At 66.1% G+C, this 14,533-nt stretch carries 13 protein-coding genes and 1 tRNA gene; 8 read left to right on the top strand and 6 right to left on the bottom strand.

Going from position 1 to position 14,533, the window contains the following annotated elements:
* The first annotated feature begins 3 nt into the window (after positions 1 to 3).
* Complete coding sequence (locus G6N16_RS04490) at positions 4 to 315, top strand: site-specific integrase (RefSeq protein ID WP_234805819.1); 312 nt, start codon at positions 4 to 6, stop codon at positions 313 to 315.
* On the opposite strand, the gene G6N16_RS04495 is transcribed toward G6N16_RS04490, so the two are convergent.
* The 4 genes from G6N16_RS04495 to G6N16_RS04510 form a co-directional block, all read right to left on the bottom strand.
* Positions 312 to 797 (bottom strand): DUF4411 family protein, encoded by a 486-nt coding sequence (locus G6N16_RS04495; protein ID WP_083030521.1) that lies wholly within the window; start codon positions 795 to 797, stop codon positions 312 to 314. The genes G6N16_RS04490 and G6N16_RS04495 overlap by 4 nt on opposite strands.
* A gap of 2 nt (positions 798 to 799) precedes the next feature.
* The gene (locus G6N16_RS04500; protein ID WP_083030520.1) at positions 800 to 1,957 is read right to left on the bottom strand and encodes an ImmA/IrrE family metallo-endopeptidase; all 1,158 of its coding nucleotides are present in this window, start codon (positions 1,955 to 1,957) and stop codon (positions 800 to 802) included.
* A gap of 264 nt (positions 1,958 to 2,221) precedes the next feature.
* A tRNA-Gly gene (locus G6N16_RS04505) sits at positions 2,222 to 2,295 on the bottom strand.
* 20 nt (positions 2,296 to 2,315) lie between these two features.
* Complete coding sequence (locus G6N16_RS04510; protein ID WP_234805818.1) at positions 2,316 to 3,131, bottom strand: endonuclease domain-containing protein; 816 nt, start codon at positions 3,129 to 3,131, stop codon at positions 2,316 to 2,318.
* A gap of 299 nt (positions 3,132 to 3,430) precedes the next feature.
* Here G6N16_RS04510 and dcd point away from each other — a divergent pair, with 299 nt between their 5' ends.
* The 6 genes from dcd (at position 3,431) to rfbA (ending at position 9,629) form a co-directional block, all read left to right on the top strand.
* Positions 3,431 to 4,000, top strand: coding sequence for a dCTP deaminase (dcd, locus tag G6N16_RS04515; RefSeq protein ID WP_083030518.1), 570 nt, complete (start codon positions 3,431 to 3,433; stop codon positions 3,998 to 4,000).
* Positions 4,001 to 4,188: 188 nt separating this feature from the next.
* Positions 4,189 to 5,898 carry a DUF7159 family protein gene (locus G6N16_RS04520; protein ID WP_163787771.1) on the top strand — a complete coding sequence of 570 codons (1,710 nt, stop codon included), beginning with the start codon at positions 4,189 to 4,191 and terminating at the stop codon, positions 5,896 to 5,898.
* Between the two features lie 136 nt (positions 5,899 to 6,034).
* Positions 6,035 to 7,354: a UDP-glucose dehydrogenase family protein gene (locus G6N16_RS04525; protein ID WP_083033143.1), complete on the top strand. Its 1,320-nt coding sequence runs from the start codon at positions 6,035 to 6,037 to the stop codon at positions 7,352 to 7,354.
* 4 nt (positions 7,355 to 7,358) lie between these two features.
* Positions 7,359 to 8,099, top strand: a complete 741-nt coding sequence (locus G6N16_RS04530) for a maleylpyruvate isomerase family mycothiol-dependent enzyme (RefSeq protein ID WP_083033141.1) — start codon at positions 7,359 to 7,361, stop codon at positions 8,097 to 8,099.
* Positions 8,100 to 8,182: 83 nt separating this feature from the next.
* Positions 8,183 to 8,539 carry a nuclear transport factor 2 family protein gene (locus G6N16_RS04535; RefSeq protein WP_083033140.1) on the top strand — a complete coding sequence of 119 codons (357 nt, stop codon included), beginning with the start codon at positions 8,183 to 8,185 and terminating at the stop codon, positions 8,537 to 8,539.
* A gap of 226 nt (positions 8,540 to 8,765) precedes the next feature.
* Positions 8,766 to 9,629 (top strand): glucose-1-phosphate thymidylyltransferase RfbA, encoded by an 864-nt coding sequence (rfbA, locus tag G6N16_RS04540; RefSeq protein WP_083033138.1) that lies wholly within the window; start codon positions 8,766 to 8,768, stop codon positions 9,627 to 9,629.
* Here the strand turns inward: rfbA and G6N16_RS04545 are convergent.
* Both G6N16_RS04545 and G6N16_RS04550 read right to left on the bottom strand, forming a co-directional pair.
* Positions 9,580 to 11,793, bottom strand: a complete 2,214-nt coding sequence (locus G6N16_RS04545) for an MMPL family transporter (RefSeq protein ID WP_234806002.1) — start codon at positions 11,791 to 11,793, stop codon at positions 9,580 to 9,582. The two genes, rfbA and G6N16_RS04545, sit on opposite strands and share 50 nt — an antisense overlap.
* Complete coding sequence (locus G6N16_RS04550; RefSeq protein ID WP_163787772.1) at positions 11,786 to 13,213, bottom strand: wax ester/triacylglycerol synthase domain-containing protein; 1,428 nt, start codon at positions 13,211 to 13,213, stop codon at positions 11,786 to 11,788. The genes G6N16_RS04545 and G6N16_RS04550 overlap by 8 nt, the downstream gene beginning before the upstream one ends.
* 178 nt (positions 13,214 to 13,391) lie before the next feature.
* Between G6N16_RS04550 and G6N16_RS04555 the strand changes: the two genes are divergently transcribed.
* Entirely contained in the window at positions 13,392 to 14,390 is a 999-nt protein-coding gene (locus tag G6N16_RS04555; RefSeq protein ID WP_163787773.1) for an aromatic ring-hydroxylating oxygenase subunit alpha, read from the top strand.
* Positions 14,391 to 14,533: the final 143 nt, after the last annotated feature.

Genomic DNA, 14,533 nt, shown 5'->3' on the forward strand with positions numbered 1-14,533 from the left:
GCCGTGTTCCGGCCCGCCGTGGCCCGTGCGAACCGCCTTGGCGGGGATTCGTCGGAATCGGCCAAATCGTCGCCGGTGCTGCCGCCAGCGCACAAGCTCCACGCGCTGCGGCACACCTACGCCAGTTTGTGCGTTTGCGGCCGGAATCCCGCCGTTGCAGCTTCGCGCTTCATGGGACACGCGAAGGTGACGACGACTCTGGCGATCTACACGCACCTGTTCGATGACCATCACGCCGAGACGATTGCCGCGCTGGAAGCGATGAGCCGCCCGACCGATGCGCCGAACGTCACACCGCTGCGGCGGCGGGGTTAGTTGGCACAGACGAACTTTGCGCCCTCTGACCGCAGCATCGTGAATGGGTCAACACAATTGACGCCAATCGCAGTGCAAGCATCGGGTATCAGAATGCGCTTCTTTGCATTCGGCTGTGATCGCTCGTGCGTGACAACCGTGTGCGAATGGGCGTGTGCAAAGGCCACAAGCGGGTAGTCCGCACCGGCTAAGAAAGTGTTGACAGCCGCACCGGTAAACGTTCCTGAATTCGCCCAGGTACTAAGCGTCTGCATGCTCGCCTGCACTGGCGGGTCAAGCGCTACAAATAAGCCGCTGTTCGTTGTTGCCCACTTGGACAGCTCATCCTTGCCGGCGTCTAGCTCTTTTTTCACATCGGCGATACTGCATAGCGAACCATCGTTGTTCTGTTCAACGAGCCAATCCCAGAAGCCTGGAGCGAAGTCTAGTCCGTAGTGCCGATTTTTGGCATCAATGAATACGTTGGCATCGATTACGTACATGGCTACATTGCCCCCACGTGCTCGCCGAGCTGAACGAATGTTTCATGCTTGCGTGTGCCCACCAATCGGTATGCATCGCGGAACAGTGTGTTTCCCGCTAAGGCATCACTGATGACGGCATGGGCGAACCGTTGGCTTACGCGGAGTGGCTGTGTATTGTAAAAATTTCCACCGCCATCGCCTTGTCGGCTTGCCAAAATCGCCAAAATCCGGTCGCGTTCAGCGATATAGCGACTGCGAAAGTTGTCCCATTCGATTAGGCCCGCATCGAAGATTCGTCTAAGGGCCACCAGTGTGCTGACCTTATATGCACGCGCCAACCGGTCGAGTTCTTCGGCGTCAAATGGCGGTCGTGGTCGGAAACTTGCCAGAGGAATTAGCACCTCAGCGGCGACGCTATTGCACCACCGTTCAATTTCATCATTCGCCGGGCTATCGAGCGTGCTGTTTGTGAGTGCGGTTTGTCCAAGCCAGATGTGGGCAACTTCATGAATCAGCGTGAATATTTGGGCCGCTTTCGTATCGGCACCATTGACGAAAATCAGCGGTGCCAATGGATCGGCCAGTGCAAATCCACGAAATTCTTCAGGATCAAGGACGCGATGTGTGTTGTTCCCGACGATTCCGCTAACCATCACGAGGATACCGGTGTCTTCGGTAGTATCGATTAAGCGGCGCAGAGCCTCAGACCAAGAACGGTCGCGGGCACGGTCTTCTGTCGTAAATTGTAGGCGGCGACGGATTTTATCGGCCGTGGTCGCTATGGAGTCGTCGGTGGTTACACTGCCAACAAAGTCCAGTTCGTCGTAGTCCTGGATTCGTGCATAGTGTTGGTACCACTCTTGGCGTTGCTCGCAGAGGTAGATAGTTTCGAGAAGGTCGGGACTAGGGTTCGCGATCGCCGTGTCACCAATTGTACGGAAATCGGGTATCGGCACCGTTTCTACAGGGGGCTCTGCCAGTAGCAGCATCCCCAGAGGCGCATGGGTGTAATTGGCGAATTTCTGCAATTCGTTGTACGTGGGTTTTTTCTCTCGTGTTTCCCACAATGGTAGATCGCGGAACGCGCGCTGCGCATAGATCTTCTCGCGGTCAAGTCTGGACCGTTCAATAGCCCAGTCCAGAAGGGCTGGCTCGACGTCAACCCGATATGTCGCCATTGGACTTGCCCCCTTCCCTCTACGGCTTGGGCGGATTATGCCATCACAAGCTTGGCGTCGGCGCGGTATCAACCTTGTGGCGAGCGCGTCCGAAGTGGGCGGGTGCCCCGCGTTCGTCATTGCCAACCATCGTCGCATCTACCTGTGACAACGCAGCAAACGTTCTCCGGCGGATGGTTCCGCCGACCCACGGTCAAACGACGGTCAAGATCGACCTGATGGGGTGGTTGAGATCTCGATACAAGCCGCTTACCGGCGGTTTTGTGGAGCCGATGACGGGAATCGAACCCGCGTATTCAGCTTGGGAAGCTGATGTTCTGCCATTGAACTACATCGGCGTGGTGCGGGACACAGGCTATCAAACGACCTTGCGTCGGCGCGGCCCGCGGTGGTGGCCGCTGCGGATGGCCGACAGGATGATCTCCTCGGTTCGCTGCCAGTCATAGACCACGTCCTCGTAGGTCAGTCGCATGTGCAGCAGACCCTGGCGGGCCGCCTGCTGGTCTCGGTGGCGGTCGGTGCGGAACTCGGCAGGTCCCAGGTGATAGGTGAGGCTGTCGGCCTCGATGATCAGCCGATCGCCGGCCAGCAGATCGACATGACCCACCTCGGGGATCTCCACCTGCAGATCCACCTTGACGCGCTTGCTGCGCAGTCGCAGCCGGACCATCGTCTCGGTGCCCGAGGCCGCGCGAGCATCGCAGAGGTCCAGGGCGCGGCGGATGTATCCGGGTGCGCCCTGGAAAGCCGACTCGACCTCGGTCGGGGTCAGGATCTCGGCGATCGGCTCCCCGGACATCGCGCGGAGTGAGGTGTTCAGTAGCGAGTCGCACACCACGGTGATGCCCTCGGGGTCCAGGCAGCGCAGCGCATGCCGCAAGGCGGTCAGCGGATCGTCGATGGCCGCCAACACCGGCTCGGGCCTGCTGAACTGTCGGCAGAAGCGGCCGGGGCGGGCAGCGTGGGCCCGATGACCACCTCGGACGTGCAGCTTCTGGTGGTGGGGCGGGATCCAAACGTTGTGGCGAGCGAGGGCCGGCAGACAGCTGAGTGCGCCTCCTCTTCTCACCGCCTCGACCGCGTCAGGCTCCGCGCCGCCTACGGCGTACCAACCGTGGTTGACCTGGGTAAACCGGCCGTTGCGCAGGCCCTGGCGCAGGGCACTGCGAGTCACGCCCCTCCGCTGCCACTCCGCCCACGGATGTACGCCCGGATCTTCCATGGGTTGAGTGTCGAACAGGTGCCGCGGCGGCCTCAGTCGGCGATCCACAGGCGTCTCCACGCGTGTGGAGTACCGAAAGTTGACGATGTAGACGCTTCATCCGGATAGTCCGGGCGCAGGCTCTCCACTGTCAACATTCAGTACTCATCGGCGGGGTATCTACGCCGCGGCGGCCAAAATGAGCGCCAGGTGGACCCGGAAACCGGCATGCATCCGCCCGGTGAGCCCCAACGGCCCGATACGCTCCTGGGGTGCTGCTCTCCGACCGCGACATCCGCGCCGAGATCGCTTCCGGCCGCCTGGGCATCGACCCGTTCGACGACACTCTGGTCCAGCCGTCGAGTGTCGACGTCCGCCTCGACAGCCTGTTCCGGGTGTTCAACAACACCCGCTACACCCACATCGACCCGGCGATCCGCCAGGACGACTTGACCACGCTGGTCGAACCCAAGGAAGGCGAGCCGTTCGTGCTGCACCCGGGCGAATTCGTGCTCGGGGCCACCCTGGAACGCTGCAGCCTGCCCGATGACCTGGCCGGCCGTCTGGAGGGCAAATCCTCCCTGGGCCGCCTGGGCCTGCTGACCCACTCCACGGCGGGGTTCATCGATCCGGGCTTCTCCGGACACATCACCCTGGAGCTGTCCAATGTTGCCAATCTGCCCATCACGCTGTGGCCGGGCATGAAGATCGGCCAGCTTTGCCTGCTGCGGCTGACCAGCCCCGCCGAACACCCCTACGGCAGCGCCAGCACGGGCTCGAAATACCAGGGTCAGCGCGGCCCGACCCCGTCCAAGTCGTACCTGAACTTCCGCCACTCCTGAGCCTCGCCGCATAGCCCGCACACAGCCTCCTTAGCTAGGCTCGACACCGGCTCGCGGGGGCGTAACGTGGTCCGTATCTCAAACGCGGGCGGTAACGCCGCGGCGGTCCGGGCCGATCAATCCGGTAGTCGCGCGCAGCCGACCCGGAATACGAAACGAATGACGCAGCTAAGGATCTTGGAGGGGTAGTGGACATCGTACTCGGTGTGTCGCTGACGCCGACGACGGTCCGAATGGTCCTGGTCGAAGGTGAAAATGCCGACGGCGTCACCCTCGATCATGATGTCATCGCGATCCTCGCCGACGAGGATATGGCAAATCCGGTCGGCCCGGCCGAGCAGGTCATCGCCGCGATCGAGGCCACCCGCGACGCCGCAGTGGACGGCGGGCACAGCCTGGTCAGCATCGGTGTGACTTGGCGTGACCACGATGCCGCCGCCGACCTCAGCGCCGCCCTGCGCCGGCACGGCATCGACGACGTCATGCTGGTCTCGGAGCTGCACGCCGCCGGCGCGCTGGCGGTGGCTGCCGGTGCGGCCATGGACTACCAGCGCACCGCCCTGATGTTCCTCGAGCGCGACACCGCCACCGTCTCGGTCGTCGACAACGCCGACGGTTCGATCATCAAGGTGCAGCGCGCGCAGTTGCACACCGCCGACGCCGTCGCCGAGCTGTGCGACATGCTCGCCGGGCTGCAAGACCTCGACGTCGCCCCGGACGGGGTGTTCGTGGTCGGTTCCGGGGTGAACCTGGCGGCCATCAAGCTCAATCTGGAGTCGGCGACGACCCTGACGGTCAACACCCCGGGCGAACCCGAGCTCGCACTCGCCCGCGGCGCCGCACTGGCCAGCACCCAGGCGCCGGCGTTCGAGGCCTCGACCGCCGGTCTGGCCTACGCGCTGGCCGAGGAAGGTACGACGGCGGGCCGCGCCTATGTGGCGGCACTGGCCGCCGCCGACGCGGGCGCCATCGCCGCGGCCGGGGTGTCCGCCGACGCGGTCACCAAGGTTGGGCCCGCTGACGTGCAGCAGCTCGCCTACAGCGCGGTTGACGATGCCGACGACGAGGCGTTCGACGCCGCGTTGCGCGCGGCCGTCGAAGACCTCGGCGAACTCGACGAGCCCGAACTCGACGGCGAGGAAGCCACCGAGGCCGAACGCAAGCCGTTCCTGCTGGTCGGCAGCGCGCTGACCTCGGTGTTCGTCATCGGCATCGCCGCGCTCGCGGTGTCGCTGGTGGTTGCGATCAGCCCCACCGCCAAACAGGACGCAGAGCCGCCACAGGCAGCGGCCCCGGCCCAGACGGTGCCGGCCGAGGCGCCCGCCGTCCCCGAGCGCGCCGCCGATCCGGCCCCGGCCGCCACCCCGGCCCCGGCCCCCGTCGCACAAGTCCAGACACCGGTCCCGCAGGCGCCGCGCACCGTCGCCGCCCAGGCACAGACCCCGGTCGTCCAGGCACCGGTACACACCCCCGCCCCGGTCGCGGTTCCGACCCAGGAGGCCGCGCCGACCAAGGAGGTCGTGGCACCCGTGGTGGCCCCGGTTGTCGCGCCGGTCCCCGAAGCCGTCACCACCCCGGCGCCCGCAGCCACCCCGGCTCCGGCGGCCGCCCCGGTCCCGGTCGCCGAAACCCCCGCGGCCCCGTCGTCGGTTCCGCAACCCGGCTTCTACCCCGGTAACAGCGATTACGGCCGCCAGTACCCGCAGCAGCAGTACCCGTCCTATCCCTCGCAGCGATATCCGTCCCAGCAGTACCCGTCGCAGCGCAGCTACCCGTCGTGGGACCCGCCGCAGCAGTACTACCCGGACAACGGGCGTGGGCGCGGCAGCGAGTCCAAACGCGGGCATGGCAGTGTCATTCCGTTGATCCCGCTGCCGTGGCCGTTCAACGGCCGGTGACCGATGTCACCGCGCTGATATTGCCGCTGGTCACACGCGCCGATAGCGGCCGAAACACCTCGCCGGTCACCTGACGTTCGTTCCCCGCTTGCGCGGATGTCGCCGCCCCAACACACCGGGCGCATACAAAGGCGTCATGCGATGCGCGGTATTCGGAACCGGCTACCTGGGGGCGACCCATGCGGCCGGGATGGCCGAGCTCGGCCACGAAGTCATCGGCGTCGACATCGACGAGGGCAAGGTCGCCAAGCTGGCCTCCGGCGAGATCCCGTTCTACGAGCCCGGTCTGGCAAAGATGGTGCGGGACAACCTGTCTGCGGGGCGGCTGCGGTTCACCACCGACTACCAGCTGGCCGCCGACCACGCCGACGTGCACTTCCTGGGCGTCGGCACCCCGCAGAAACGCGGTGAGCTCGGCGCGGATCTGCGCCATGTGCACGCCGTCATCGACGAGCTGGTGCCGCGGCTGACGCGCCCGGCGGTGATCGTCGGCAAGTCGACCGTCCCGGTGGGTACCGCCGCCGAACTCGGACGACGGGTCCGTGCCATGGCCGACGTCGACGTCGAGGTGGCCTGGAACCCGGAGTTTCTCCGGGAGGGTTTCGCCATCGAGGACACCCTGCGCCCGGACCGCATCGTGCTTGGCGTGCAGCCGGATTCAACCCGTGCAGAAAAAGCGGTCCGGGAACTGTACGCCCCGATGCTGGAAGCGCAGATCCCGTTCCTGGTGACTGACCTGCAGACCGCCGAACTGGTCAAAGTGTCGGCGAACGCCTTTCTGGCGACCAAGATTTCCTTCATCAACGCGATCTCCGAGATATGCGAGGCCGCGGACGCAGACGTGACGGTGCTGGCCGATGCGCTGGGGTATGACCCGCGCATCGGCCGGCGATTTCTTAACGCCGGCTTGGGATTTGGCGGTGGCTGCCTGCCCAAGGATATCCGCGCCTTCATGGCCCGCGCCGGTGAGCTCGGGGCCGCCAGCGCGCTGGGCTTCCTGCGCGAGGTGGACAGCATCAACATGCGCCGCCGTACCAGGATGGTGGAACTGACGACTCAGGCGTGCGGCGGGTCGCTGCTGGGCGCCAACATCGCGGTGCTCGGCGCGGCGTTCAAACCGGAGTCTGACGACGTGCGCGACTCCCCGGCGCTGAACGTGGCGGGTCTGCTGCAGCTCAACGGTGCCGCCGTCGCGGTCTATGACCCCAAGGCCGCGGAGAACTCCCGCCGGGTCTTCCCGACTCTGAACTACGCCACCAGCGTCAGCGAGGCCGTCGAGAACGCCGACGCGGTGCTGGTGGCGACCGAGTGGCAGGAGTTCATCGACCTGGATCCCGACGATCTGGCCGATCTGGTGCGGGCCAAGGTCGTGGTCGACGGCCGCAACTGCCTCGATGTCGCTCGCTGGCAGTCTGCCGGTTGGCGTGTGTACGGGCTGGGTCGGCTCGTACGCTGAATCCGTGGATTTCGGCGCAGAGTTTCTTGCACAGAACCGGGCCTTCGGCGACACCGTCTTGTCCGTGGACCCGGACACCCCGGTGCCGACCTGCCCGGGGTGGACGGCCAAGCAGTTGTTCCGCCACGTCGGGCGTGGCAACCGGTGGGCCGCCCAGATGGTCGCCGAGCACGCCACCGAGCCGGCCGACCCGGCGTCGGTGCCCGACGGCCGTCCCCCGGCGGACCTCGACGGCTCCCGGGCCTGGCTCGACGACGGGGCCCGGCTGCTCGTCGATGCCGTCGACGCCGCGGTCACCCAGGCTCATGCCGAGGGTGCGGACTGCAGCGTGTGGACCTTCCTGGGGCCTCGTCCGGCGCCGTGGTGGATTCGGCGGCGACTGCACGAGGTGCTGGTGCACCGCGCCGACGCCGCGATCGCCGGCGGTTTCACCTTCGACGTGCGGCCCGAGCTGGCCGCCGACTGCATCGACGAGTGGCTGGAGCTGGCGGTCGCGGTGAACTCGGACTTCGCCGGCCGGGTGGCACTGCTGGCGACCGACGAGGAACTCGGTGGCCGGGGTGACTGGACGATCGGCGGCGGCACCTGGACCCGTAGTTCCGGGGTGGCCGACGTGACGTTGACCGGGACCGTGCGCGACCTGCTGTTGGTGACGACGAGGCGGTGCACGTCGGCGGAGGCCGGGGTCGACGTGTCCGGCGACGAGGAGCTGTTGGCGACGTGGCTCGACGGCATGAAGTTCTGACCGGATAGGTTGATGAGCATGAGTACGCCGGTGAGTCGACGATGCGGGGCGAGCGCTAGCGAGTCCCGAGGAGGAGCGAACCAATGAGCACATCAGAGATCGCGACGGTGCTGGCCTGGCACGATGCGCTCAACGACCGCGACATCGACACCCTGGTGAAGCTGTCCAGCGACGACATCGAGATCGCCGACGCCGACGGGGCCGCTCAGGGCGAGGCCGCGCTGCGGGAGTGGGCCGCCGGCTTCACCGGCACGGTGACCACCGGTGACATGTACGTGCGCGACGGGTCGGTGGTGTTCGAGGAGACCTCCGACGACGGCATCGTTCGGGCCAGTGCCTTCCGCGTGGTGCACGACCACGTCACTTCGGTGTTCCGCCACGCGAGCCTCGCCGAGGCCCTGGCCGCCACCGGCCTGTGCGAGGAAGACCTCGACGCCTGAGCGGTAAAGCGCTGCCTGCCGCTGCTCTCGGTGGCGAGTGGATCACGCCCGGGCTCCGGGTGCCGCGGCGTAGACGTCCGCGTATGGAGCCGCCGACTGGTTACAGCGCGCCCTTGGCCCTGGCCACCGTCACGGAGTCCCTCCCATCGCTGGCCGGAGAGTATCAGCCGGGAATCCCCGGGCGCGCCCGTCGTTCGGATGACACCGACTCAGTAGGCTCTGGGGTATGCGCGGGATCATCCTGGCCGGTGGCTCGGGGACGAGGCTGTACCCGATCACCATGGGCGCGGGCAAGCAGCTGCTGCCGGTGTACGACAAGCCGCTGATCTACTACCCGCTGTCCACCCTGATGATGGCCGGCATCCGCGACATCCTGGTGATCACCACCAGCTTCGATCGGCCCGCCTTCGAGCGACTCCTCGGCGACGGCAGCCAACTCGGCATCTCACTGACCTACGCCGTCCAGGACGTACCCGACGGCCTGGCCAAAGCCTTCGTGATCGGCGCCGAGCACATCGGCAACCAGCCGGTGGCCCTTGCCCTGGGCGACAACATCTTCTACGGACCCGGCCTGGGCACCAGCCTGCGGCGTTTCGAAAACGTCGACGGGGGAGCGATTTTCGCCTACCGGGTCGCCGACCCGTCGGCCTACGGGGTGGTGGAGTTCGACGCCCACGGCAAAGCGCTGTCGGTGGAAGAGAAACCGGCGCAACCGAAGTCGCACTACGCGGTGCCCGGCCTGTACTTCTACAGCCCCGACGTCGTTGACATTGCGAAGGGTTTGAAACCGTCGGCCCGCGGCGAGTACGAGATCACCGAGATCAACCAGACCTACCTGGACGCCGGCCGGCTCACCGTCGAGGTGCTCGACCGCGGTACCGCTTGGTTGGACACCGGCACCTTCGATTCCCTGCTGGACGCCAGCGATTTCGTCCGCACCATCGAACGCCGCCAGGGGCTGAAGATCTCCATCCCCGAGGAAGTCGCCTGGCGGATGGGCTTCATCGACGACGACCAGCTCGCCGCCCGCGGCTCCGCCCTCAACAAGTCCGGCTACGGTACCTATCTGCTGGACCTGCTACGCCAGTGAGTCGGGTGTGCAGCCGGGCCAGCGGCGCCGGTGCCCACCAGTTCCACCGGCCCATCAGCGCCATCGCCGCCGGCAGCAGCACCATCCGGATCAGCGTCACGTCGACCACGATCGCGATGATCAGGCCGACGCCGAACATCCGCATGAACGCCACTTGGGAGGCGGCCAGCCCGGCGAACACGATGATCATGATCAGCGCGGCGGCCGTGACGATCCGACCCGTCGTCGCCAGGCCCAGCGCTACCGCCCGGGTGTTGGCGGCCGCGGTGCCGTCGGAGTCCTGCCAGAACTCCCGGATACGGGAGATGAGGAACACCTCGTAATCCATCGACAACCCGAAGGCGATGCAGAACATCAGCACCGGCAGGCTGGCCACCAGCGTGCCCATTTCGGTGGTACCCAGGCCGCCGAGGTGGCCGTCCTGGAATATCCACACCATCGCGCCGAATGTCGCCGACAGTGAAAGGACATTCAGCACCAAGGCCTTGATGGGAATCACCACGCTGCCGGTCAGCAGGAACAACAGCGTCATCATCACGACGGCGATCAGCATCAGCAGGACCGGCAGTCGGGTCGCGATTGCCGTGACGCCGTCACGATTGGCCTGCTCGGCACCGCCGAACGCGACGTCGGCGGCAGCCGGAGCCGGAACTTGGTGCAGCCGATCGAGTAGCGCCCCGGATCCTGGGCTGTAGGGCTCCTCCGCGGTGGCCACCGTGAAGAACACCGCATCGGCGCTGTCTTGACTCACTCCCGCGGCTCCGCTCGGCGGTGCCGCCGGATGTCCCGACAGGATCGTCGCGCTCGGGGTCGAGACCGCGAGCACCCCGTCGACGTCGCTGAGCGCGCGGGCGTAGGCGTAGAGAGCCGGGTTGTCCTGCGCGACACCGGTAATCACCACGTTGACCGCCGATCCGGCATCCTGCGTGAAGTCGGTCCGCATGGCGTCACCGACCTGCCGCGCGGGTGCAGACGCCGGCAGGATCCGGTCGTCGGGGAAACCGAACTTCACGTGCGCGAAGGGGAGTCCGGCGATCAGCAAGGGCACCAGTGCGGCCACCGCGGCCAGGACGGGCCGGCGCATGACGAGCTGTGACCAACGGTACCAACGGGTTTCGGTGATCGGAGGTCGAGGTTTCGACATTCCCACCCGATCTCCGGTCACCAGAATGGCCGCCGGTACCAGGATCAGCGACGCTACGGCGGCAAGCAGGACGACGGGTACGCCACCGTAGGCGAATGACCGCAACAGGTACATCGGGAAGACGGCCATGGTGGCCAGGCTCAGGGCGACGGTGACCGCGGAGAACACCACGGTGCGCCCGGCGGTGTGCAGCATGCGTCGGATCGCGAGGCCACGCTCGGTACCGTCGGCGACCTCCTCGCGGTACCGGTTCACCAGCAGCAGCGAATAGTCGATCGCCAGGGCGAAACCCAGGGCGGTGGCGAGGTTCAGCGCGAAGATCGAGACGTCGGTGATCTCGGCCAAACCCCGCAGCACCGCCATGGTGCCCATAACTGCGAAACCGCCGACGGCCAGCGGGATCAGCGCCGCGACGACGCCGCCGAAAACCCAGATCAGCGCGAGGAATGTCAGGGGCAGAGCAATGGCCTCGCTGACCGCGAGATCTCGCCGGCTCTGCTCGTTGATCTGCTCGGCGATCGGTCCCGGACCGCCTGCGGACACGGTGATGCCCTCGGGGAGGGGCAGTGTCGCAAGTTTCGCCAGGAGTTCGGCGGATCTCGCCAGGCCCGAGTCCTCATCGCGGCCGACGGCGGCGGTGACCAAAGCGGCGTGTCCGTCCCGGCTCAGGGCCCCGGCAGCGACGGGGTCCGGGAGGTCCCACGGCGAGCGCACCTGTGCCACGTCGGGGTTTTCTCCAAGTGTGGTGACCAGTTGCGCGACGGCAGCTTTCCCGCTCGGTCCGGTGAGGGCGGAATCCGATCGGACCAGCAGGTACAACGGCACGGCGCCTTGACCGAAGCTCTCGACCAGGGTTCGCGCGGATACGTTGGATTCGGCGTTCGGATCGGTGTAGCCGCCACTGGAGAGCATGGTGGCCGCCGGTGCGCCGAGTGCGCCGCACAGCGCCATCAGCAACCCGGCGATCAGCAGGACGCGCTTCGGGCCGGCCAACGCCCAGTGCGCGACGGCGTCAAGCACCGCGCTCCCGTATCTGTAGTTCCCGGGTGGCGGTAAGCAGTTCGGTGAACTGCTGGTCGATCCGTTCGGTGATCAGATCGGCGTGCCGGACGTGTTTGCGGTCCGCGGTCACGGCAATGCAGAACTCGCCGTTCCAGTTGAGTGCGAAGATGCTGGGGCCCATGCCGTGGTACAGCGGACCGGCGCCAAAGCATTGCCGTGCGGGGAGATTCGCGTATACCACGCCGTCGAGTGTCATACCGCTGGCATTGGAAACGATTGCGTTGCAGGGCCAATCGATGTTCTCGGCCAGCCCGAAGCGTTCGATCATCCGGAACAAAGTGCTGACCGCCTTGCCGGGTATGTACTCGTTCCACTGCCGGAACAGGTTGACTCCGCGGCGTTCCTGAGCCTCCTTGGCCTTCCGGGCTTGTACCGCTATGGCGGTGAGACGCTCGACTGGATCGGCGATGTCGTCGCACATGCCGATCCGCAGAATCGTGGTACTGCCGACACCTTCGGTGATGTAGTCGGATTGGTCGGCGTCGCGCATGGCGAACGGCACCGCCGCCACCAACGGCCGGTCCACGGACCGACCGTCCTCCTGCAGAGTCATGCGCAGGGCACGGCCCACACAGGACAGCAGCACGTGGTTGACGGTGACGTCCTGGGCATGGGCGACTTCGACCATGCTGTCGAAGGGCAGCACCGTCAGTGCGACCGTCGACTCCCCGGACAGCGTGCAGTTCAACGCGGTTCGTGGGGTCGTCGGACTGTGGCGCCGGTGCGCGCGGTCGATGCGTCGGGTTCGCAGCGTCGTTCGGAGCAGGCTGGGGAGTCGACGCAGCCGGGTGGCTTTGCGTCGGAACCCGTCGGCGACGACGGAACGGAGTCGCGGTTCGAACGTGCTGTCCGGATCGACGGGTCGAGCCGGTGTCCCCGAGACGTCGCCGGGGATGAACAGCGCACCCACCACGTCCATGGCGGCATCGCCGTCGACCAGGAGGTGATGCACCAGCGACACCAGATAGCAGAGATTCGAGCCCGCTTCCTCGATGACGTAGGTGTGCCACAGCGGTTCGGATCGGTCCAGGTGTCTGCCGCGGATATCGGCGAAGGCCTTGGCCGCACCGGCCAGCCCGCCGGGATCGGGCATGGCCAGGCGGGTGATATGCCGGCGTAGATCCACGTCCGTGGTGGGCACCAGCATGGAGCGGTCGATGTTGTACCAGGGGTCGAACAACACCTTGGTGTAGACCGGGAGCAGGTGCAGCCGATCGCCGACCTCGCGGATCAGGTGCTCGCACACGTCGCCGTCCACCGAGCTGCGATCCAACACCATCAAGCAGACCCCGTTGCCCACCTGCAGGTCGGTTTCCTGGTACAGCTGCCAGGCATCCATGCCGCTGATTCGTTCGGCGCGCGGACCCAGGTTCGACATCGCTGGGAATCTATCGGACTTCATCCAATTGAACCTCTAGTTCGGTGAACTCGCCGGCAAAGCACAGGTCCATCGGGTTTAGATGGTCCGAATGCGGTTCTGCAGTTCAAAATTAGAACGTGTGTCATCATCTCAGATGGGTCAGGATTTGTAACGACGATCAGGGATGTGGACTCAGGTGGCGACGCAGCAGAAAACCAACCTCGACGTGATCGGCGACGACTTTCCGCCCATCCCGTACAGCTGGTACGCGGTGGCCTTCGAATCGGAGCTCCGCCCCGGAACGGTGCTCACCCGAAACTTCGTCGACAGTGAGATCGTGGTGTTCCGCGGCGACTCGGGCCGGATCGCCGCAGTGGGACCCTACTGCCCGCATCTGGGTGCGCACCTCGGCAAACGCAGCCGGGTAGTCGGCGATTGCATCGAGTGCCCGTTTCACGAATTCCGGTTCGACACCACCGGCCGGTGCGTGGATACGCCGTACGATGCGCCGGCGCCGAACCTTGAACTCAACATGCTTCCGGTGCGCAACGTGCTGGGCATGGTGATGGTCTATTACGGTCCCGCGGACGAGCCGCCCGCGTTCGAGCTCGACCTGCCGGACAGCGACCCCGACTGGCACCGCATCCAGACCAACCGGCTGCACTTCCGGGCACATCCGCAGGACGTCAACGAGAACGGCTTGGACTACGGCCACTTCCAGACGGTGCACAAGTTCACCGACTTCACCATTGGCGAGCCGATGCGGATCGAAGGGCCGCGGATCCACACGGCCTACGGCGGCACCCGGCCCCTTCCCCTGGTGCACGGGGTCCGGTTCGACTTCACCTCGGTGCTGATCGGCCTGGGATTCTCGCTGGTGGAGATCGCGATTCAGGGCGGGTGGACGGTGCGCCAGATGGTGTTGCCGACACCTGTCGGGCCACGCGAGACCGACATCTACATCGGGATCAGCGCCCGTCGCCGCGCCAAGAGCCGCCTCGGCAGATTACTGATGGCGCCGATCGAGAAGATCATGGCGCGGATCGTTCTGGCCGTCGTGTCCTACGAGGTGCAGCGCGATCAGGTGATCTGGGACGAGAAGACCTATCTGGAGCATCCCAAGCTGACCCGCTCCGACGGTCCCATCGGCAAGTACCGCAGCTGGGCCCGGCAGTTCTATCGGGCGGCCGGCTAGCGACTCCGCGTCGCCCCCGCGGACTCGTTGATCCAGAATCTGTACTGGGGCAGCATGCCGGATCGCCTGCGTAGATTCTGTCTCGATGCGGGGCGGGCCCGCGGCGGACAGGGTGGGCCCGCGGACGACGGCGGCTGGGGGCG

Source organism: Mycolicibacterium insubricum (genome assembly GCF_010731615.1).
GTDB classification, from domain to species: domain Bacteria; phylum Actinomycetota; class Actinomycetes; order Mycobacteriales; family Mycobacteriaceae; genus Mycobacterium; species Mycobacterium insubricum.

Coding starts and splice junctions, on each gene's coding strand:
- G6N16_RS04525 (WP_083033143.1), top strand. CDS start 6,035: ATGCGATGCGCGGTATTCGGAACCGGCTACCTGGGGGCGACCCATGCG.
- G6N16_RS04550 (WP_163787772.1), bottom strand. CDS start 13,213: ATGTCGAACCTGGGTCCGCGCGCCGAACGAATCAGCGGCATGGATGCC.
- G6N16_RS04535 (WP_083033140.1), top strand. CDS start 8,183: ATGAGCACATCAGAGATCGCGACGGTGCTGGCCTGGCACGATGCGCTC.
- G6N16_RS04495 (WP_083030521.1), bottom strand. CDS start 797: ATGTACGTAATCGATGCCAACGTATTCATTGATGCCAAAAATCGGCAC.
- rfbA (WP_083033138.1), top strand. CDS start 8,766: ATGCGCGGGATCATCCTGGCCGGTGGCTCGGGGACGAGGCTGTACCCG.
- G6N16_RS04500 (WP_083030520.1), bottom strand. CDS start 1,957: ATGGCGACATATCGGGTTGACGTCGAGCCAGCCCTTCTGGACTGGGCT.